Genomic DNA, 22,172 nt, shown 5'->3' on the forward strand with positions numbered 1-22,172 from the left:
TTGTTCTTGCTATTTTTACCGACTGACAATTCATTTTTGACACTATGATTTTTGTAACCGGAGGAACAGGCTTAGTTGGCTCTCACCTATTATACGACTTACTCAGTGCAGGAAAGAGCGTTCGCGTATTGAAACGCCCCTCCAGCAACCTGAAAGGCGTCAAGAAAGTTTTTGCGTATTACACCGACAAGGCAGATGAATTGTTCGATCAAATAGAGTGGGTTGAAGGTGATATTCTGGACTACCACAGCCTGGAGGAGTTACTGGTTGGTGCCACGGAAGTTTTTCACTGTGCTGCCATCGTTTCTTTTCATCCCAATGATCGGGACAGCATGCTCAATAATAACGTGAAAGGCACAGCCAACCTGATCAACGCCGCCTTGCACAATCAAGTTAAAAAGTTCTGTCACGTCAGTTCCATTGCTGCCCTTGGGAAAACTCAGGATGGGACTGAGATTAACGAAGAAACCTACTGGATTCCATCCAAACAAAAATCAGGTTACAGTTTGAGTAAATTCTTCTCTGAAATGGAAGTCTGGAGAGGAATTGAAGAAGGCTTGGAAGCCGTTATTGTCAACCCATCAATCATTCTAGGACCTGGGAATTGGGACATTGGAAGCCCAAAACTATTTCAGGCCATCTGGAAAGGGCTCAAATATTACACGAAAGGAGAAACCGGCTTTGTTGATGTTCGGGATGTAGCCACAGCCATGATTCATTTGATGACTAATCGCAACTTCGAACAAACGAAGAATCAGCGCTTCATTCTCAACGCCGGGAATATGAGCTATCAAGATTTCTTTTTTAAGATCGCTGATTCGCTTCAAAAGCCCCGCCCCCGAACTTTTGCATCTGATCTGATTTTACAACTAGCTTGGCGAGCTGCGCGACTAGCTAGTTTCTTCTCCGGGAAACGCCCTCAGATCACTCGAGAAGCTGTTTCCGGATCCAACCGAATTCATCGTTACAACGGATCCAAAATTCAACAAACCATTGATTTTCAATACCGCGATTTAAATCAAACAATTGCTGACATCGCTCTTCTTTTCCAGGAAGACATTCGCAAAATAACACCTCATTAACCAATAGTCAAAAGAAAAAAGATTGAGGTAAATATCAAATAATCAATTCCTTGAAAGGAGATCCCAATAGTCTTTAAAACGATTAAAAACAAAAAAACGGAAGCTCGAAAGCTCCCGTTATTCTATCGTGAATTGATTGATTTTTATTTATCCACTTCTTTCCAAACCAAAGCACTTGCTCCAACAATAGCAGCATCTCCTTGCTTCAATTTAGAAGGTAAAATCTGAATCTTATCCTTAAAGATAGGAAGCAAGTATTTTTCCATACCCGCTTTTGTTGGCTTGAAGATATAATCGCCAGCAGCAGTTGGACCACCAAACAAGAAGACAGCCTCTGGGCTCAGGTGGTGAACAGTGTCAGCCAAAGCTTGACCTAACCAATGTCCTGTTTTTTCAAATACTTCCAAAGCCACTTTATCGCCTTTCTCGGCAGCATCAAAAATCATTTTAGAGTCCAGCTCTTTGTATGATTTGTCAGCCAACAAGCTATTAACAGCATTGTCACGTACCAGAATTTCAAAGGCTGTCCGCTTCATTCCAGGAGCCGAACAATAGGCTTCCAAGTGACCCTTTGTTCCGCAACCACACATGCGACCTTCAGGAATCAAAACAGTATGTCCACATTCTCCGGCAAAACCATCGGCTCCGTATACCAAGTCGCCATTAACAACGATACCGCTGCCAACACCAGTTCCTAAAGTAAACATCACAAAGTTTTTCATGCCTTTTGCACCACCATAGATCATTTCACCAATAGCAGCTGCATTGGCATCATTTGTCAAAGCCAAAGCGTCCAATTCAGGAAAGCTCTTTTTCAACAATTCTACCAAAGGGACAACTCCTTGGAATGACAGGTTTGGAGCATACTCAATGGTTCCATTGTAATAGTTTCCATTAGGAGCACCAATTCCAATACCCAAAATTTCGATGTCACTGTTAACCAATTTCACTGACTTAATCAGTTCTTTGATGGCAACAGTCAGTTCTTCAATATAGCGATCTAAATTACCATGAGAAGGAGTAGGGATTGAATCCTTTACCATCACGTTTCCTTCTCCGTCAACAACACCTATCGCTGTATTGGTGCCGCCGATATCAACACCTATTGCTACTTTTTTCATTTGTTCTATATTTTAAGTTTTCGAGTATTCCGAAACTCGCATCCTTCATTCTACATCCACCTTTTCTTCGGCTGTTCATATTCTAAATGTCGAATTCGAGTTTAGCTTACTCCTTGATTTTAGTTCTTCTATCTAAAGGCTACTCCAGCTTAGTCTACTGGAATATCTTGATTTACGTTCTTGCTACCAACAAGGGCATAGTACAACAGGTAAGCCAATCCCAAGAATGGAACCCAGTAAGATACCATGTAACCCGTGCTATCAGCAATAGCATTCTGAACCAATGGCAAGATTCCACCACCGACAACCATGGTCATGAAAATACCAGAAGCAGAAGCTGTGAATCTTCCTAATCCTTCAACTGCAAGGTTGAAAATACCTCCCCACATTACCGAAGTACAAAGTCCAATCAAAACAAGGAACATCGCATTAATAGGTACATTGGCGAATCCAAAAGCAATACCTTCGGCTGAACTTTGGAAAACCGGAATTGAAACAGTCGTTGCAATCGGTAGAACAATTGCCAAAAGAGCCAAAATCATACCAAGTCCCGAAGCAATAATCAACATGGATTTACTTGAAACCTTTCCGCCGATAGATGCACCAATAAAGCGGCCAACCAACATCAAAAGCCAGTATGTTGCAACAACAGTTCCTGCAGTTGCTGCATCCAAACCACCGGCATTCGCATCTGCTAAAAAGAAGAACATCGTTCCTGGAACACCAACTTCGACTCCAACATAAATACCAATAGCAATGGCTCCCAAGACAAAGTGACGGAATGACCAAGCACTATGTTTTGATTTTTCAACAACCTTATCTTTATCCACAATGTGTGGTTCTGGAATAGTAACGAAGTACAGTACCAAACCAACTAAAGCAAAAATTCCCATTGCTGTAAACATCACTGGGTTGACATCCTTAATGGCTGTGTTTTTTGTAACCTCGCCGACTAACATACCAACCAACAACGGAACTGAAGTTCCCATGAAAGAGTTGAAAGTAGCACCAACTTGAATCAATTGGTTACCTTTTTTACCACCGCCACCAAGTGTATTCAACATTGGGTTTACAACAACATTTAACATACACATTGAGAAACCAGCAACAAAGGCTCCCAACAGATATACAAAAAAGCTTTCCGCTACACCTGAAAGGTATTGAATTCCCACGCCTACAAAACCAATTAGGATTGCTAGCAAAGCAGTTTTTTTGTAGCCTACTTTTTCGAGTAACTTCCCTGCTGGGATTCCCATAAAAGCGTAAGCTAAAAAGTTGGCAAAGTTTCCTAACATGCCTAAAAAGTTCGAGGCTTGAAACTGGGATTTTACAACAACTCCCATAGGTGCTGCCAAATTTGTTACGAAAGAGATCATACCAAATAGTAAGATCATCATAAAAATCGGCAGTGCGTAATTCTTGTGCTGATTCATAATAGATTGATTATTAATTCCTATAAAGTTTATTTGTTCTAAAAGTCTTACCCTGTAATGCGATTGTTATCTTTAGATTAATAATGGCATTTTAGTAATGAGTCCGAAAATACCAAAATGATTTTAATCTGCTCTTATAATTGTTCTAAATAAGGCAAATTGTTCGTAAAATATTGCTTTGACTACTAAGCTAAAAAGAAATTTGCCGCTTTCTTTTACCTCATTTTTTGTAAAGAAGGAAGTTTTTTAAATACCTGGTAACGATCCCAAAATAGTTAGAAGAGAAAAGAACAGCTAAGAAAAAGCCTAAAAACCATAGTGAATTAATACACAAAGAATAAGGAAAGAAAAGATTAACGATCTAAATGAAAAGTTGTATTGCAAATCTGCCAGTATCGATTTAACAATGAGCTTTATTTCAATAGAAATTATTTCCCTACTTATCAAAGCGATAAAAACAAGAATTGCGATTATCAACTCCTCTTTAACAGATTAGGAAAAGCAGAACAAAGTCAAGCACTAAGCAGCAGTATTAAATACCAAGTGAATTTTAGTTTTCAGCATCCGGATCAGTAGGAAGTTCAAAGTCTAGCTGGGAATCATGATCACCAACTCCGGCAGGGTTCGTAACGTCTTGATATGGTGACACAATGCGTCGCCCTCCAAACTCAAACCGCTCATTCATAATATTTAAGATCTCATTAGCCGAAGACTCTACAGGCTTATTGGACACGTGAATAACCGAAAAGCCTCCTTTTTTGAAAATGAAAGAAGCATTACGTATTTCATTTCGGACTCTCTTCTCATCAATATAAGCTTCGCTGTTATGATTCGGCATACTTTTCAAGCGCTTAACGCGGTGAGCAATCAAATGTTGAGTTCCAATATGCAAACCAAAAACCCGCTTAGGATCTACCTCAAACAGCTCACTTGGAGGCTTTATACCATTGACCAAAGGAACATTGGCAACTTTCCACCCATACATGGCCAGATAAACACTCAAGGGCGTTTTTCCTGAACGCGACACGCCACACAAAATAATTTCAGCTTTATGCAAACGTTCCGGACTCATCCCATCATCATGATTCAAGGTAAACTCAATGGCCTCAATACGATCAAAATAGCGTTGATTAATTTCTCGGAACAAACCCGGAGATTTCAAGGAAGGAATTCCAAGTGTTCGATCCAGGTAATCAGCCAGCTTTCCCATGAAATCAATCTCCTCAACCCCTTCTTCTGCAGCCATCCGCATCAATGCCTTCCGAAGATCCGAATTGACCATGGTGTGGGTGATTAACGCTCCTTCCTTTTTTGCTTTTCGAACTACCTCCCGGATCTTTTTCTCGTCCGATACATTAGGCACAATAACCACAGGTACATCATTATTTGGATACTGAATAAGTAAGGACTGCACCATATTGTTTCCAGCAAGCCCTTTTCCACCGGAAATTACATAAATCGGTCTTGTTTTTTCCTTTTTTGCTGATGTTGTTCCCATAACAAACGATTTGCTTCTACTACTAACAACAATTACTGATGAAAATAGATTGCTCAGACACAACAAGTCCCTGAGCAAGACTTCCTTCAAAAGAAACACGATAGCCCAACAAACAAAACATAACAACAAATCTCATCTATCTATATATCAAAACTATCGATGAAAATTATAGAAGAATTTATTGTAACTTGAGATACCTCGAAAATAAAATTTAGCAAACCATGGAACACAAAAAAGACTCACACGCATCATCTCAGCAATCAAGTAGTGAAAGCAGATGTCCGGTTACCGGAGCAACAGCAAAACACAGCGCCGGTGGTGGCACACAAAACCGCGACTGGTGGCCCAAGAAACTGAACCTGAATATTCTTCGTCAACACGCGAACTTGTCCGACCCAATGGGAGCGGAATTTAATTACGCCAAAGAATTTAAAAGCCTCGACCTTAATGCGATAAAAAAAGACTTAGCTGCACTAATGACTGATTCTCAGGATTGGTGGCCTGCAGACTACGGGCACTACGGTCCACTCTTTATCCGTATGGCCTGGCATAGTGCCGGAACTTATCGAACCGGTGATGGCCGTGGAGGCGCTGGTCGTGGGCAACAACGCTTTGCACCACTAAACAGCTGGCCCGACAATGTTAGCTTAGACAAAGCACGCCGGCTATTGTGGCCAATCAAACAAAAATTTGGCAAAAAAATCTCTTGGGCCGACCTCATGATTTTAACGGGCAATGTCGCCTTGGAAACGATGGGATTCAAGACCTTTGGTTTTGCCGGCGGTCGTGAAGATGTTTGGGAGCCAGATCAGGATATCTATTGGGGATCAGAAACAGAATGGCTGGAAGATAAACGCTATTCAGGTGATCGTGATTTAGAAGATCCGCTGGCCGCCGTGCAGATGGGACTGATTTATGTTAATCCCGAAGGACCAGATGGCAATCCTGATCCGATTGCCGCAGCAAAAGATATTCGCGAAACCTTTGCTCGCATGGCCATGAACGATGAAGAGACCGTTGCCCTGATTGCCGGAGGGCATACCTTTGGAAAAACTCACGGAGCTGGCCCGGCCGATCATGTTGGCCCTGATCCGGAAACTGCCGGACTGGAGGAACAAGGCTTAGGTTGGAAAAACACCTTTGGAACAGGAAAAGGGGCAGATACCATTACCAGTGGAATAGAAGTAACTTGGACCAAAACCCCAACCCAATGGAGCAACAACTTCTTTGAAAACCTATTTGATTACGAATGGGAGTTAACTAAGAGTCCGGCAGGTGCTTACCAATGGAAACCACGAGGACAAGCAGGACAAGGCAGTGTTCCGCATGCTCATGATCCAAATAAACGGATTGCTCCTAACATGTTAACCACTGATTTGTCCCTGCGATTTGATCCAGCCTATGAAAAGATATCACGTCGCTTCTATGAAAAACCGGATGAATTTGCCGATGCTTTTGCACGCGCCTGGTATAAACTAACCCACCGCGACATGGGACCCCGTGCCCGCTATTTAGGTCCAGAAGTACCCGAAGAAGAACTGCTTTGGCAGGATCCAATTCCTGCTGTGACTCATAAACTAGTCGACGAAAAAGATATTGCTGCTTTAAAAGCAAAAGTGCTCGATTCCGGCCTAAGTGTTTCGGATCTGGTATCGACAGCCTGGGCATCAGCTTCAACGTTCCGCGGATCAGATAAACGAGGAGGTGCCAATGGAGCTCGCATTCGCCTGGCCCCGCAAAAGTACTGGGAAGTAAATAATCCAAGCCAATTAGGCAAAGTTTTGGATCAACTGGAAGCCATTCAAAAATCGTTCAATGATTCGCAATCAGGAGGTAAGCAAATTTCATTAGCCGACCTAATTGTTCTAGCCGGATGTGCGGGTATTGAAAAAGCAGCTAAGGATGCTGGTGTTTCCGTCACCGTTCCGTTCACGCCAGGACGCGCAGATGCCACTGCTGAACAAACCGATGTCGAGAATTTTACGGTATTGGAACCTCTTGCCGATGGTTTCCGAAACTACCAAAAACGAAAATACACCGTTTCAGCAGAAGAATTACTGGTTGATAAAGCGCAACTATTAACGCTAACCGCTCCAGAAATGACTGTTCTAGTTGGTGGTATGCGCGTACTGGGTGCTAACCATGCTGATTCAAAACATGGCGTGTTTACAAACCAAGCAGGTGTGTTAACCAACGATTTCTTTGTCAACCTGCTTGATATGGGGACCGTTTGGGAACCGCTAGATAAAGATGGCGACGAATACCGTGGACGTGATCGTAAAACTGGAGAAGTCAAGTGGACCGGAACTCGTGTCGATTTGGTTTTCGGCTCCAACTCCGAACTACGGGCACTAGCCGAAGTTTATGCTTGCAGCGATTCTAAAGAAAAGTTTGTAACCGACTTTGTAAAAGCCTGGGACAAGGTTATGAACCTGGATCGCTTTGATCTTGATTAAATCAAAACACAAATTTGAATCATAAAAAAGGGTGGTCAGTAATTGGCCACCCTTACTATTTCATTGTATTTTTTAGTCAACTACTTCAACCCAACCATGTTGATCGGGTTCATCGCCATTTTGAATTGCGCGAAGCTTGTCATAAAGCTTCACACTCCACTTACCAGGCTCAGTTCCATACAGGTATTCTTTTTCGTTATCAGCGTCATAAATGCGCTTAATTGGAGAAATAACAGCCGCAGTACCGCAAGCTCCAACCTCCTCAAAGGTTGCCAGCTCTTCTACTGCAACTTTTCTACGTTCAACTTTCAATCCCAGATCCTGTGCAATCTGAATCAAGCTCATGTTAGTTATTGAAGGTAAAATCGACTCCGACTCCGGCGTGATATACGTATCGTCTTTAATACCAAAGAAGTTCGCAGGACCGCATTCATCGATATATTTCTTTTCGCGAGCATCAAGATAAAGGACGGCCGAGTAACCTTCTGCTTTGGCTTTTTTACCTGCAGTAAGACTTGCCGCGTAGTTTCCTCCAACTTTATACTTTCCTGTTCCTTGTGGTGCCGCCCGGTCAAAATGACGCATAATAACCAAGTCGGTTGGCTTAAACCCTTCAGGGAAGTATGGCCCTACTGGCATAACAAAAACAATAAACAAATACTCGTCAGCAGGTTTAACCCCAATTTCGGCTCCGGTACCAATTAGTAAGGGACGAATGTACAAAGAAGCTCCTGAGCCATAAGGAGGAACAAACTCAATATTTTTCTGAACCGCCAGTTTTACGGCTTCCTGAAACAATTCTGTTGGGACACGCTCCATCAAAATTCCATCACTTGAACTTTGCATGCGTTTCGCATTTTCATCCATGCGAAAAACACGAACTTTCCCATCTTTGCCCATGAAAGCTTTCAACCCTTCAAATGCTTCTTGCCCGTAATGAAGTGAAGTTGCAGCCATGTGCAGATTAAGATATTCAGAATCACTCAATTCCAGCTCACCCCATTTCCCATCTTTAAAGGTGCACCGAACATTATAATTAGTTTTGCTATAGCCAAAACCAATCTTTTTCCAATCTTGATTTTCCATAATTTTATTGTTTGCCTACCAGTACTTTTTTTAGGAATTTAAAAATAGCGAAAAAAAGGCCAACAGAACATGCAAATTGTCCTATTTCTGGCATTTCTTGGATGTTATAGAAACATACTCAAAAACAGGCAATTATCAATCAGAAATTACAAGTCAACACGCAGTATTAATTAGAAATTTCAGTTGTAAGAAGACTTACGAATTAACAGAAAGGCGTAAAAAGTACCCATTATGCTTTCGAATGTTAAGCACCCGGTCTTCATCAAAAAGCAAATATTGCCCTTTAATCCCCGTTAATGTTCCTTCAATATCAGCCAATTTATCGAAACCAATGCTCTTGATTTTTTTAGGGAAAACCTCCACCGGATACCTTAATTCAAGCACCTCATTTTCATCAGAAAAATACTGTTGTAGTTCTGCAGGCATTAAATCACGCGCCTTAACTTTCTCTTCTTCCAGCTTAATCGCGTCATCCACTTTGTTTTGCAGCATAGCTCGCCAATTGGTTTTATCGGTGAAATGATTTTTCAGCAACACCTCAATCACTCCGGCAATATGCCGATTAGGCGTTTTTGCCAGCTTAATGGCCCGGCTTGCTCCTTGATCTATCCAACGAGTTGGAATTTGATGATGACGAGTTACGCCTACTTTCAACTCACTGGACACTGCCAGATAAACGTAATGATCAATCAAATCATGTTTCTCCGCCCACTCCGGATCACGAGCCACCCCAAACTGCGCTTTGGATAACTCCGGGCGCATAACAGTTTCGCTGGCCTCTGGCACGATCTGAAAACACGAGTAACAAAACCCTTGACTGAAGGATGTTTTGGTCCGTTTTCCGCAGGAAATACAGTTGATCTGTCCATCAAAATGAAAATGAATTTGCTTTCCCAGCAGAGCGTTCATATCCACTACTTGATCTCCAATTGGCAAAGAATAACGAATTGGCTCATCCAATTCAGTTCTCATCTTAAGTATATTTCCTTCGTAATTCATCGGGGTTGAGTTCAAATTTTCACACCATTAAATAAAGTCAGAACATCATGTATTTCCTTTAGTTCATAAAAGCGATCGCTTTTAATTTCTTCCGGATCCATTTGCTCAAGAATCCAAGTCGTATAATACGGAACATGGGCCGCAGTTCCTCCCAGGTTAATGACCGGAAGAACATCTGATTTCAAGGAATTTCCAATCATCATAAACTGGCTGGCATCAATATCCAAGTGCCGGAGTAAATCTTCGTAGTTTTCCTCTTTTTTATGGGTCATCACTTCAATATGATGAAAATATTTTAATAGGCCTGACTTCTTCAGCTTTCGTTCCTGATCCAGCAAATCGCCTTTTGTGGCTAAAACCAAACGATAGTCAGGAGCCAGTGTTTCCAGCACATCGCGAATACCATCAAGTAAAACGACATCTTTATTGAGCATTTCTTTCCCCAAGGCAACAATGGCCTCGATCTGCTCCGGGCGAACCTGTTTATCAGAGATCAACAAAGCTGTTTCCACCAAAGACAAAATGAATGCTTTGATGCCGTATCCGTAGATTTCCATGTTTTGAACTTCCACCTTGTAAAGTTCTGCCATGATTGCGTCAGCCGGCTGATACTCTTTTAAGATCTCGCAAAACTTTCGCTCAGCCTCGCGAAAATAGTTTTCGTTTTCCCATAAAGTGTCGTCTGCATCAAAGGCAATAATCTGTATATCTTTTAAGCTCATCCTTTGTTTGTTTTGAAGTTAAAAACTATTAATCCTGACAAGGACATTGCCCGATGAGCTCACCATCTTATTTAGATCAAGCTCAATACCTGAACGGCAACAATCAATAACACCATTGCAATTGGGTAAACTGTTGCATAGGCAACCGAAGGTGCATCCGTATCCGTCATTCCGTCAATTGCTGCCAAGCCCGGCGTACTGGTCATACTTCCGGTTAGCGTTCCTAATAAGGTAAGAACATTCATTTTCAAGAAATACCGGGCTACAATAGCTGTCAAAAGCATGGGCACCAAGGTAATCACAATTCCATAAAGGAATAGTTCAATTCCATACTGTTGAAAGGTATCCACCAGGCTCGATCCGGCGCTGGTTCCGACAGCAGCCAGAAAAAACAACAATCCAAATTGACGAAGCAATTGGTTAGCAGCCCCTGTCATGGTCCACATTACCGGCCCCGTTTTTCCTGTACGCCCTAACACTAAAGCAGTCAACAAAATACCACCTGTCAATCCTAAACTAAACGAGAAAGAACCGAAATTCAGACTTAACTTTCCAACCAAAATACCCAAGATAATTCCCGTAGCAATCGGTAAGAAGTCAGTATCTGAAAGTCGTCGGTCATCATCTCCAAAGATACGAACCACTTGCTCCATATTCTCCCGGTTACAGGCCACAATTAACTTATCGCCAAACTGCAATTTAGAAGAAGGACTTGGGGATAAATCAATTCCCGAACGGCGAATCCGAGTTACCGTCGTATTATAAGTGTTCAGCATGTTCAGCTGTCCAAGTGTCTTTCCGACAACCTCTTTGTTGGTAACCAACAAGGAACGAACATCATATTGTGTACTCAATGGAATTTCCGTTGCCGTTTCAGAGCCAATCAACAAGCGCACCCGATCTAAAGCCGCTGAGGTTCCAACTGCTTTTATGATATCTCCTTTCTTTAAAACAGTATCCGAAACAGGGGTAATGGCCGCATCGCCATGCATCACGCGCGACACAACCGCTTTTGTCATGTAACGAATCCGAAGCTCGCCAATGGTCTTCCCGAATACATTCTCATTTTCAACACGGAAATTACGCTTCCTGATCTCAGGAAAGCCACCTGACACTTCATGCCGATATTGATCCTCGGCCTGCTTAATATTCACACGTAAAATCCGAGGTAAAAAGCTGACAAATAAAATCACTCCAATCACACCAAAAGGGTAGCCAATACCATAACCAATAGAGGCTAAAGGTGATCCGGTTGTATCAATAGCGGCGGCTAAACCCGGCGTACTGGTTAGTGAACCGGTTAGCAAACCAATGCAAAGGCTTCGATCAATACCTCCAAAATAGTAAACCCCAAAAGTGATGAGGCTTGAGCTAACAATCAATAAGGTTGCCAAAATAGCCAATTGCCTTCCATTCTTTTTGAACGAACTGAAAAAACCCGGTCCTGCCTGAATCCCAATAGTGAAGATAAAAAGCACCAACCCGAGGTATTGAAAGTCCTTTGGTACAATAACACCAAAGTGCCCAAAAACCAAAGCAACAAAAATAACAGCCGAAACGTCAAGCGATATCCCCTTGATCTTGATTCGGCCAATTATAAAACCAATTAAAATGATTAAAAAAAGTGCAAAATAGCTATTCCCTAACAATTCCATGTTCACATTTTTATGTCTGCAAAAGTATAAACTTTATGCTGCAAAACATACAAATAGCTCCCGAATTAGGTCCTTACATTAATCATTTAACAGAAAAGAAAAGTCATCGCCAACTTGCAGTTCGTAAGGTGTTTTGCCTTTCAAAAAGATACGTGTTGTGCGATCTCCAATCAGGCTAAGTGCTCCACCTTCGAGCTTGAACATCGTTCCTTCACGCAAACCAACAACATAAGTTCCCGGGTTAATTTCTAAAAACTCAGAAATTCGCTGTTCACGCGTTTCACCTCCATGTCCTTCGGGGTTAGCATCCAAATAGTGTGGGTTAATCTGAAAAGGTACCAAGTTCAAGGTATTGAATCCCTTTGGATCGATAATGGGCATATCATTGGTTGTACGAAGCGTTGGACAAGCGACGTTTGAGCCGGCACTCCATCCCATGTAAGGAGTTCCTGCTTTTACCTTTTTACGAATTGGTTCCATCAAATCCTGATCGTGCAACATTCTCACCAATTGCCAGGTATTTCCACCTCCCACAACAATTGCTTCAGCTTCTGCCACAGCTTTCACCGGGTCATCAAAACGATGAATACCGACCACTTTATGTCCGATCTCCTGCAAACTATCGTTCACTTTTTGCTCATATTCGTCAAACGAAAAAGTAACCGCAGCAAAAGGAATAAATAGCGCATTTACCGGCTTCTCACCCAAAAAATTCAGAATTTCCTTTTTAGGGTAACCAAGGTAAGCCTCTCCGGGCATTGTTGAATTGCTAAGAAGTAATAGTCTCATTTGTTGTATATTCTTAAGTATTAAATTACGAATCAGGAAATGCTCCAATCGCGTTGTCTTAAAAAGATCAAGTACCAGTCATCATTTTAAAAAAACAAACACCGGATAAAATTGGACGTCTTTCCGGGGACTAAGATAACCAATGCCCTTTATTTTTAACAAGAAATTTGTCACCCTGCTGATTAAAAAGAAAACAGCGCAATGCCCACCGAAAATGGATAAAGCTCGGGCCCTTTCTCATCAACAAACAACGGCTGCAGATCATAGCTGGCATACACATTGATAAATCGATACCCCAAGCGAACCATACCCGACAAGCGGAAATCATGCATATAAAAATCATCCGGCGTTTTCAACTTCTCCTTTTTGTTGTTCTCCCGGTATTTGACTTTCGTATGTGTACTCATTCGCTTGGCAGCCACAACCCCAATGGCCAGATAAGCCCTATTCCCATAATGCTTAACGGGAACTTGAAATTCAACTAGCAGGGGAATCGTCAAGTAAGCAGAAGATAACTTTGATTTTTGCTTTGAATCATAAAACTGCTCGATGGGCTCAATTCGATTGCCCACTTTTTCAATGCTAGTCTTTTTATCCAGAAAGTAAGTTTGAAGTTGTAAGCCCAAGCCAGAAACCAAGCCAATGGTATTGCGGGTGCGTTGCAGTCCTTTTGAGAACTGAATTAAGTTTAAATCCAACACCGTAGACCGAAGTAAATTAACATCCAAAAAGCCATGCTCCTCCTCGGGATACATGGAGTAATCTTCATTGGTAAAACCATTCAAGCCTAAATGAATTCCCGACCAATGACCAGAAAATTCATCATCCCAATAGTTAAAACCATCAGTAACAACTCCGTGAGGTTGGATAATATTTAATTGCCCTGCGGCCCCCGGGCGGCTCACCTTTAACGAGTCGGTTTTCTGCGCATGCAATTGAAAACTACACAGCAATCCCAGCAATATGGTGTAAAACTGTTTCATGACTTAAATCTAATAACAAAGTTAAGCATGAAAATTTAAAAAAGAAGCCTGCTCATTGGCAGGCTTTACAGTTTTCTGAATACTGGGTCTTAAAATGTGTCTTAAAAATTGAGCAAACTAATGCCAATAGTGAAGGGATACAGCTCGGGGCCTTTATCATCTTTAAAGAATGTAGACAGGCCATAGCTTGCAAACAAGCTGATATCTTTCAAGCCAATACGCCCCACAACCGAATATTTGAACGGATTAATTGCAAAGCTTCCGTGGTCTTTACTTTTACTGCTATTGGCTTTGATCTTCGTGTGCGATCCAATGTTTAAAGCACCTACAACACCGCCAGATACAAATACTTCGTTACTACCCCCATTAACCGGAATTTGAAACTCCAATAACAAAGGAACGGTCAGGTATGAGGCTGTTAACTTAGACTTATCAAATCCTTCTTTTTCAATGGGGACAGGAACAATAATTCCGTCTTGCTTTTCAATCGTCAATGGATTATCGAACCGATAGTTATTGATTGACCATCCCATTCCTGTTACCAAACCAATTCGATCGGGGCTTAAAGCAATATTATACTCCAGAAAGTTAAAGTTCACCTCAATGGATTTTGCCTGATTCAGATCCATAAAGTCTCCTTCGGTATAAGCACTATAATCGGTATTGAAAAAACCATTTACGCCAAGCTCAAAACCAGCCCAGTGCCCATTAAAGTTTTTACGTCTCCAGCTGTCTCCCCAATCTTTATCATCATCATCGAAAAAACGATCCCGTTGCATGTTGATATTTGTTTTTCCTCCCTCTTCTACAATCTCTACACTCCGCTTTCCTACTCGAATATGAGTTGTATCTGTCCCGTAATTATCTTCAATGTGAATCCGGTTATTCAGAAGCGCAACTTCGGTGCGCTCACTTCCTTCTTTTACCTCTACTAGTTTGCCTACTTTGGTTGTTTCCTGTGCGTAAACAACACTCACAAACAAAGCGAATAATATTGTTAACACTCTTGTTTTCATACCGCTAATTTTTATTAAGTCGTTAGATAACTGACACCAAATTTACATGAAAGTGTGCTCGTATTTTGGCCAAATTATTTGTTCTCTCAAATTGTTATTCGAATGTAGGACGGATAGCCTATTAGGAAAGTTACAGGCCTAATCTCCTTTTTTAAACGGAATTGAAAAAGCAAGCAAGCGGGTATTCAATCGAACTGCAGTCACATTCCCCTTGTCATTCGTTTTATAGTCTACCCGATCCTGACTTACCGTAGCAACAGCATCAAGTCCGGCGCTTAATACATTCGAAAATGTAAAGGGTTGCTCTTTGCTTTTATGAAGCACTTTCTCGGCCAAATACTCAGGTATCGTCAGGTATTCTTCACCGCTTGGAGCGATATATTCTTCCATGCCATGCAAGGCCAATGCCTCTGCTTCTATTCCACTTTTTACCGACGCCTCTAACAAGGCCAAAGGCTCTGGTGCCTGCTCACGAATAGGATCCAACTGCACTGATTCAATTTGATCAGCAACAACGAGCTGCGACTGTTTGGCCTTCAATGGCTCAACAGTTTGTTCAAGTTGTTTCTGTTGCACTGTTTGCGGTTCATTTTCCACAGGTTTCTCTGTTGCAGCTACAATATCAGGAGCTGAAACACGTGGCTCATCTACCAACTGATTATCAGCCATAGGAATTACAACGGGTTCATCAAAAGAGCTTTGCCACACAGTCCATACGCCAAACAACAAAACAAGCACTGCCGCCACCCAGCTACTATATTTCCATAGCATTCGCGTCGGCGTTTGCTTATATAGGTGCTTTTTGCCATCAAAAACAATGGCTTTATCTGGCACCAAACGAGCTTTCAGGAATAAATCAAATTCCTCTTCTTTTTGAGGATCCTCGCTTAGTTCATCCAGAAAAAGCCTGGAGTCTTCTTGATTTAAATCCTCCTCGATAAAAGCAACCGCCTGATAATCGAATTGTGAGGTTCCTGTCAATTCATTCTTCAACAAGCCTTCCTTCCCGCTATAAGCAATCTTCTCCGCTGGTAGCTCAATCGCTGACACCGCCTTCAGTTCATCGTGCAAATCCGGATTATTCTTCAGAAAATCCAAAAAATCATCAATCTGATTATCCGGCAAATTGCCATCCAGATAATCCAGAAAGTAAATTTCATAATTTGACCGATGAATATTCATGCCTATCTTCCTTTATCCTTTACCATTCTAAAACCGGACTAATCCGTTACACCAACACATCGATTTTACCGATGTAGTTCTTCAAAAACACTCGGGCCCGGTAGATGTACACCTTCACCTGGGCTTCAGAGAGCGCTGTTATTTCACTAATCTCTTTGTAGGAATACCCTTCATAATCGCGCAGCAACAACACCGAACGCTGATCGTCCGGCAACAATTGAACAGCTTTATTCAAAACCTCTCCAACGTCGGAATATTGCCTCTCATGACCTTCTTCCTGCAAAGGGATTTCATCGTATGACTGCTGTCGCTGATCTTTTCGAATCATATCGATTGCCCGGTGGTAAGCCGTGGTAAACAGGTACGATTTTACTTTGGCGGCATCAACCGAACGTAGACGCGCCCATAGTTTTTCGAAACTGTCCTGAACAATATCACGGGCCTTTTCTTCATCCCGGATTGTCTTCAGCACAAATCGAAAAATGCCATCAGCATATAGATTTACAGCTTGATTGTAATCCTCAACAGTCATTCTTTATAGATCCTTGCTAATGTATGACGAGCAACGATCTATTTTGTTACAGCAATTAACTGGCTAAACTGTTTTTTTGAATTTGACAGGCGAATCGCCTCTTTTAGGGTTTCATCGATCTCCCTGATAATCGGGAAGAATCCTTCTTCACCAATCATGTTTCGGGCAATGTAAGCTTTTACTTGAGTTTCAATTATCTTACCACTGGTAGCTAAGCCTTTGGCATCTTCTTTGACCCCTTTTTTGTTGGCATAAGCTACAAATTGTCTCAAAATATCTTGCTGATGCAGGTAATCTGCCAGCTCGTTGGCTGTTCCAAACCCACTCAACTGATCCCGGTTCTCATCAGTATATTCAAATGCAAAATGATAGACTAAAGCCTTCTGGGTGATTTTTGAATAGTAAGCAGAATAACCGGCCGTATCGGCAGGGACAAAGTAATCTGGCATAATTCCACCACCACCATAAACGATTCGGCCATGGGCTGTTTCATACTTCAGTGAATCTGCAAACTGGATGCTATCTGCCACCTGGAACTCGCCATGCTCTGCACGGTCAATGATATCGTGATAGTAACTCATATTACCATCAACATACGATTTCTGAATGCTTCTTCCACTCGGCGTATAATAACGTGCAACCGTCAGACGCAAAGCTGACCCATCATTAAACGGAATTTGTTCCTGAACCAGTCCTTTTCCAAATGAACGACGACCAACCACAATACCTCGATCATTATCCTGAATTGCACCAGCAAAAATCTCACTGGCCGAAGCTGAATATTCGTCAATTAGCACAATGACATCCTTATCTAAAGCAATCCCACTTTTCGTGGCAGAGTAAGTCTTACGAGGCTGCGAATTTCCTTCGGTATACACAATCAAATTGCCTTCTGGTAAAAATTCATTCACCATGCTGACGACAGCCATCAGGTAGCCCCCCGGATTTCCTCTTAAATCAACAATGAACTTTTCGGCTCCGGCTTTATTCAGCTTCGAAATTGCATTGATAAACTCATCGTAGGTTTTCTCTGCAAATCGATTGACTTTTACAAAACCCGTTGTTTCATCAATCATATAACTAACATCGATACTATAAATAGGAATATCACCACGCGTAATTTCATAAAGAATCAGGTCGGCAATTCCTTTTCGCTTAATACCAACTTTAACGATCGTGCCTTTTTCGCCGCGCAGAATGGAAAGGACATCTTCATTCTCCACATCAACTCCTGCAATGACTGAGTCATTTACGGTTACAATGCGGTCTCCAGGCAAAATTCCTAGTTTATAAGAAGGGCCTCCGGAAACGACGTCCACAACCTGAACGGTATCGTTATGAATAGAAAACTGCACGCCTATACCACCAAAATTTCCTTGCATCTCTTCATGCACCTCCTGCATGTCTCGCGCAGGAATGTACGCCGTGTGCGGATCGAGATTCTTCAAAAGCTCAGGAATGGTCTTTTCTACCAACTCATCCGTCTCAACAGAATCAACATAGGCATGATTAATCAAATCGACAATCGCACTTAATTTGTTGACTTTGGGTGGTGAAAAATTCTGTCCAGCAGGTGTCTGAATCCGACTCAGGCTATTTCCCAACACAATGCCAACAATTACTGAAACAGCAATTAGAATTGGCAGGTATATGGCTATCTGTTTTCTGTTCATCGCTTTTTACTTATTCATCTGTTTCTACCTGAACAATCTCGATATTGGCTCGTTTCAACAAACTAATTCCGTCTTCGAGCCGGTAGTTGTCCGTAAAGACCACGCGTTTAATTCCTGCCTGAATAATAAGCTTTGCACACTCCAAACAAGGCGAAGAAGTAACGTACAAAGTAGCACCATCGCTGCTGTTGTTCGATTTTGCTACCTTCGTAATCGCGTTGGCTTCTGCATGAAGAACATAAGGCTTGGTTTTATTGTTTTCGTCCTCGCAAATATTCTCAAAGCCCGATGGTGTTCCATTATACCCATCAGAGATAATCATCTTGTCTTTTACCAAGATAGCTCCCACCTGACGCCGTTTACAATAAGAATTCTGAGCCCAAATATTAGCCATTTTCAGGTAACGCTGATCAAGTAAATATTGCTTCTTTTCCATCTTAAAGTCGTGATTTAATTGTTCAAAAGTAATAAATCATCAGTCTTGAAGTACCGAATGAATTACAAAAAAAAAGCTCATTTCTTCTTTTCATGAAATGAGCACCTCTTAATATCCGTGTGGTTTAGGCCTTACACATGCATGTATTTTTCAACAGTGTTCAGTAAATCTTTCGATTTAATCGGCTTGGCGAGGTAATCATCACAGCCAGCCTCGAGTGCTTTTTCCCGGTCATCTGACATCGCAAAAGCTGTTTGAGCAACAATAGGTAAATCGGGACTAATCGCCTTAATTACTTTAGTAGCCTCATAACCATTCATTTCAGGCATTTGGAGATCCATCAAAATTAGGTCTACCGTTTCTTTTTTAAATATCTCTACTGCTTCCTTGCCATTTTTTGCCCAATAGATTTTGGCCTTTATTTTACTGAGCACTGCACTCAAATACAGATAATTCGACTCAACATCTTCGGCAATAAGTATTCTTGGATTATCTACTATTGTCATTTCGTCTTTATTAAACTCCGGTTCAATAATCAAAGATATTGAAAGATTTACTCAAATACCATAGTTTATCTTATTTTTTAGAGTGTCCACAGGCGTAAAAAAAAGAGAGATACCTGTGCTAGATATCTCTCTTTTGTACCCGGGGCGGGAATCGAACCCGCACTCTGTTGCCAGAACTGGATTTTGAATCCAGCGCGTCTACCAATTCCGCCACCCGGGCTGGAATTGCGATGCAAAAATAGTGTAAATTTTTGCATCGCAAAGATTTTTTTAAAAATATTTTCATTAAAAAATATATCGTATGGATAATGCACCGCCATCTCCCCAGAAACCAGAGTGTCCAATCAAGTTTAAAGAAGGCTTCCAGTCCAGGCTCAAATTAATGGGCACTTCCACAAAATTGTACTCTAAACCGATTACGCCATCAGCACCAATAACGGTATAGGCACCATCATCATCGGCCCAGCCTACATCATTTCCATCCCAAAAACCAATGTGAGCACCAAAACCATAATACCAGCTCAGCCCCTGAACTGCAAACGGATAATTATGAATTTCGTACAATCCGGTTACATTAAATCCTCCCCAACGAGTTGAGAGAATACCTTCCAAGGCATTATTTGCACTCACAAAATGCTTTACGGTCAAACCATTCGAGAATCCACCTCTCAATCCAATACCCGTTGTATAGTCTTGAGCCAGTGTAACTCCTGACAGAAAAAACAGAAAAGTAAAACTTAGAATTAATTTCTTCATTGTATTGAGTTTATTGATGTCCTAAATTAGCAAGCCTCAAATTCATGGATCAGACACTAACATCATGCCGCCATCGCAAAGAGCAGACAACTGTTCAGGATTAATTATTTGCTATCAAGGCGTTTTACGACCCTACCATACACAATTAGTGCAATTGCCGACACCGAAGCAATAGCTACAAAGTAATACCAAATGTAGTGTGCATTTGCTGCAGCAGCTTCCCAGTCAGCTCTATTTTCAAATAATAACGGATCAGGACAGTATTTTGTTAACAGATATCCGGAAAGTCCGAATCCTAAAATTGATGACAAAAAAGAATGCAAGTGGCTAAATCCAAGATACAGTCCTTCTTCTCCTTTTGGTGCCTGCAGTGAAAAATATTCCAGGTAGCGCGGAGAAATAAAGGTTTCAGCCAATCCTTGGAAAACAATACCAACAATCATCATGAAAGCAACGGGGTGCAGTCCCAAGATCGGCTCAGTTCCCATCAAATTACCCGAAGCCATACACAGTGCTGACACGGGCATGATGAACATTCCTGCGGTCATTGAGAACAAAGAAGTTTTTTTACTCATCAGTCGGGTTACAAGTCCAACGGTTAAGAAAACAACCAGCGGATTAACATTGGCATACCATGAAATTGCATTGCCTTCGCCTGCCAAACGTAGTACATACTTGGGCATGGTTGCATACAACTGGTGCTGCACCATCCAGAAACCAGTGATAATTACGATTAAAACCAGCAAACGCACATTGACAACCACCTTTTTAAGAGCAAACAAGATCTGTGCAAAACTCTTTCCTTCGCCACTGCTTTCGCTTGACCGGTAAAAAAGATAGACCAGAATAATCGCCAGGAAAGTCATTCCCGCTGCAAAAAAGTTCAAGGTCACCAAACCTTCATTCCCCATGGCATCACGAAGTGGCTTCACAATTGTTTTCCCACTAAAGGCTCCGATGTTTACCATCATATAAAAGATGGAATAGCCCTGTGCACGGGTTTTCTCGGTTGTTTCGCGCGCAACAGTTCCGGTAATGCACGATTTAATAAACGAACCTCCAATAACGATCACAACCATAATGGGCACAATAATCCACTTATAACCACTCTCGCGTAAACCATTAAATTGCGTGGTTTTGGTATACTCAACCAAACCGGTTGATTCGAGCATTGTTGGAAGCAGTCCCATTCCGAAATAGCCGATTGTCAGTAAAGTAAATGCAAGCATAATCGACTTACGGAATCCAATTTTATCAGCAATTGCACCGGTAAAAGTAGGCAAGAGATACAATCCTGCAGAGAAAGATCCGGAGATAAGCGCAGCCTGCATATCTGAAAACCCTAAAATACGTGACAGGTAAAGCGTAATGACAATAAAAACGCCGTAATAAGCAGCTCGCTCCAGCAGCTCAACAGCATTGGCAATCCAAAAAGCCTTGGAAAAACCAGCACCAATTTTCTTTAAATTCATCGTTTCTTTAATTGATTTTTGTTGTGTAAATAGTCCTTTTGTTTTTTTAACCTTGCGAAAATAGAAGCTTTTTGCAGGATTTAAAATGATTATTCTTGATGTATTAGGCCTAATATCCTATTCTAAGATTCATATTTTTGATACCTTAGCCTGGCAACTACACAGCTGAGGGACTATTGCATGAAAACACCCGACGAGAACACGCTCTTTAACCAACTTAAACAAGGTGATGAAAAGGCCTTTGAACTCCTTTTCAATACCTATTATTCTTCCTTATGCTTATTTGCCCACCACTACCTTAACGACCAGGAAAAAGCAGAAGAAATTGTCCAGGAACTCTTCGTAAACCTGTGGAGCAAGCGCAAGAAGTTAAACATTGACAATTCTGTCAAAAACTACCTTTTCCGATCAGTCAGAAATCAATGCCTGAACCAAATTCAACACCGCAAAATAAAAGACAAGCACGCTCAATTTGTCAAAGAAAATTTTTCTCAAGAAGTGCACGAATCCGACTACTTTCTAGAAGTTGGTCTTAGCGAAAAAATTGAAGCAAGCATTGAATCGCTCCCCGAAAAACGCAAACAGATTTTTAAGCTCAGCCGCGAGCAAGGATTAAAATATAAAGAGATTGCTCAACAGCTTGGAGTTTCAGTAAAAACAGTGGAAACACAAATGGGACTAGCCTTAAAACAACTACGCGAAAAACTCAAAGACTACAAAGACTACTTCATCATTGGACTGCATCTTTTAAAAAAGAAGCTTCACTAAATTAAGG

The 22,172-nt window shown here is 41.5% G+C and carries 20 protein-coding genes and 1 tRNA gene; 3 read left to right on the forward strand and 18 right to left on the reverse strand.

Going from position 1 to position 22,172, the window contains the following annotated elements; translation table 11 throughout:
* Window positions 1-44 precede the first annotated feature (44 nt).
* Complete coding sequence (locus tag BM156_RS01155) at window positions 45-1,082, forward strand: NAD-dependent epimerase/dehydratase family protein (protein ID WP_093917985.1); 1,038 nt, start codon at window positions 45-47, stop codon at window positions 1,080-1,082.
* Between the two features lie 143 nt (window positions 1,083-1,225).
* Here BM156_RS01155 and BM156_RS01160 read toward each other — a convergent pair whose 3' ends face one another.
* From BM156_RS01160 to BM156_RS01170, 3 genes are all read right to left on the reverse strand, one after another.
* Window positions 1,226-2,203, reverse strand: coding sequence for an ROK family protein (locus tag BM156_RS01160; protein ID WP_093917986.1), 978 nt, complete (start codon window positions 2,201-2,203; stop codon window positions 1,226-1,228).
* Window positions 2,204-2,352: 149 nt separating this feature from the next.
* Entirely contained in the window at window positions 2,353-3,636 is a 1,284-nt protein-coding gene (locus tag BM156_RS01165) for an MFS transporter (protein ID WP_212733382.1), read from the reverse strand.
* Window positions 3,637-4,186: 550 nt separating this feature from the next.
* Window positions 4,187-5,134: a pyruvate, water dikinase regulatory protein gene (locus BM156_RS01170; protein ID WP_093917987.1), complete on the reverse strand. Its 948-nt coding sequence runs from the start codon at window positions 5,132-5,134 to the stop codon at window positions 4,187-4,189.
* A gap of 221 nt (window positions 5,135-5,355) precedes the next feature.
* Here BM156_RS01170 and katG point away from each other — a divergent pair, with 221 nt between their 5' ends.
* Window positions 5,356-7,590, forward strand: coding sequence for a catalase/peroxidase HPI (gene katG / locus BM156_RS01175; protein WP_093917988.1), 2,235 nt, complete (start codon window positions 5,356-5,358; stop codon window positions 7,588-7,590).
* A gap of 72 nt (window positions 7,591-7,662) precedes the next feature.
* Here the strand turns inward: katG and BM156_RS01180 are convergent, their stop codons facing one another.
* The 15 genes from BM156_RS01180 to BM156_RS01250 form a co-directional block, all read right to left on the reverse strand.
* On the reverse strand, window positions 7,663-8,676 hold the full coding sequence (locus BM156_RS01180; RefSeq protein ID WP_093917989.1) for a branched-chain amino acid aminotransferase: 1,014 nt from the start codon (window positions 8,674-8,676) through the stop codon (window positions 7,663-7,665).
* A gap of 195 nt (window positions 8,677-8,871) precedes the next feature.
* Window positions 8,872-9,648 (reverse strand): DUF2797 domain-containing protein, encoded by a 777-nt coding sequence (locus tag BM156_RS01185; RefSeq protein ID WP_212733383.1) that lies wholly within the window; start codon window positions 9,646-9,648, stop codon window positions 8,872-8,874.
* Between the two features lie 38 nt (window positions 9,649-9,686).
* A complete protein-coding gene (locus tag BM156_RS01190) occupies window positions 9,687-10,397 on the reverse strand; it encodes an HAD family hydrolase (protein WP_093917991.1) in 711 nt (236 codons plus the stop codon).
* A 71-nt stretch (window positions 10,398-10,468) separates the two neighbouring features.
* A complete protein-coding gene (locus BM156_RS01195; RefSeq protein WP_170846816.1) occupies window positions 10,469-12,052 on the reverse strand; it encodes an aspartate:alanine exchanger family transporter in 1,584 nt (527 codons plus the stop codon).
* Window positions 12,053-12,130: 78 nt separating this feature from the next.
* A complete protein-coding gene (pepE, locus tag BM156_RS01200) occupies window positions 12,131-12,841 on the reverse strand; it encodes a dipeptidase PepE (RefSeq protein WP_093917993.1) in 711 nt (236 codons plus the stop codon).
* A 182-nt stretch (window positions 12,842-13,023) separates the two neighbouring features.
* Window positions 13,024-13,824, reverse strand: coding sequence for an outer membrane beta-barrel protein (locus tag BM156_RS01205; protein WP_093917994.1), 801 nt, complete (start codon window positions 13,822-13,824; stop codon window positions 13,024-13,026).
* Between the two features lie 101 nt (window positions 13,825-13,925).
* Entirely contained in the window at window positions 13,926-14,840 is a 915-nt protein-coding gene (locus BM156_RS01210; RefSeq protein ID WP_093917995.1) for an outer membrane beta-barrel protein, read from the reverse strand.
* 138 nt (window positions 14,841-14,978) lie between these two features.
* Window positions 14,979-16,022: a hypothetical protein gene (locus BM156_RS01215; RefSeq protein ID WP_093917996.1), complete on the reverse strand. Its 1,044-nt coding sequence runs from the start codon at window positions 16,020-16,022 to the stop codon at window positions 14,979-14,981.
* Between the two features lie 46 nt (window positions 16,023-16,068).
* A complete protein-coding gene (locus tag BM156_RS01220) occupies window positions 16,069-16,554 on the reverse strand; it encodes an RNA polymerase sigma factor (RefSeq protein ID WP_093917997.1) in 486 nt (161 codons plus the stop codon).
* A 38-nt stretch (window positions 16,555-16,592) separates the two neighbouring features.
* Window positions 16,593-18,227 carry a S41 family peptidase gene (locus BM156_RS01225; protein ID WP_093917998.1) on the reverse strand — a complete coding sequence of 545 codons (1,635 nt, stop codon included), beginning with the start codon at window positions 18,225-18,227 and terminating at the stop codon, window positions 16,593-16,595.
* Between the two features lie 10 nt (window positions 18,228-18,237).
* Complete coding sequence (locus tag BM156_RS01230) at window positions 18,238-18,663, reverse strand: deoxycytidylate deaminase (RefSeq protein WP_093917999.1); 426 nt, start codon at window positions 18,661-18,663, stop codon at window positions 18,238-18,240.
* A gap of 131 nt (window positions 18,664-18,794) precedes the next feature.
* A complete protein-coding gene (locus tag BM156_RS01235) occupies window positions 18,795-19,169 on the reverse strand; it encodes a response regulator (protein ID WP_093918658.1) in 375 nt (124 codons plus the stop codon).
* Between the two features lie 136 nt (window positions 19,170-19,305).
* Window positions 19,306-19,389: transfer RNA gene (locus BM156_RS01240), tRNA-Leu, on the reverse strand.
* Between the two features lie 65 nt (window positions 19,390-19,454).
* Window positions 19,455-19,925, reverse strand: coding sequence for a hypothetical protein (locus BM156_RS01245; RefSeq protein ID WP_093918000.1), 471 nt, complete (start codon window positions 19,923-19,925; stop codon window positions 19,455-19,457).
* Between the two features lie 104 nt (window positions 19,926-20,029).
* Window positions 20,030-21,397, reverse strand: a complete 1,368-nt coding sequence (locus BM156_RS01250; protein WP_093918001.1) for an MFS transporter — start codon at window positions 21,395-21,397, stop codon at window positions 20,030-20,032.
* A 180-nt stretch (window positions 21,398-21,577) separates the two neighbouring features.
* Between BM156_RS01250 and BM156_RS01255 the strand changes: the two genes are divergently transcribed.
* Entirely contained in the window at window positions 21,578-22,165 is a 588-nt protein-coding gene (locus BM156_RS01255; protein ID WP_093918002.1) for an RNA polymerase sigma-70 factor, read from the forward strand.
* The last annotated feature ends 7 nt before the right edge of the window (window positions 22,166-22,172 follow it).

It is taken from the genome of Sunxiuqinia elliptica, assembly GCF_900113005.1.
Classification (GTDB): domain Bacteria; phylum Bacteroidota; class Bacteroidia; order Bacteroidales; family Prolixibacteraceae; genus Sunxiuqinia; species Sunxiuqinia elliptica.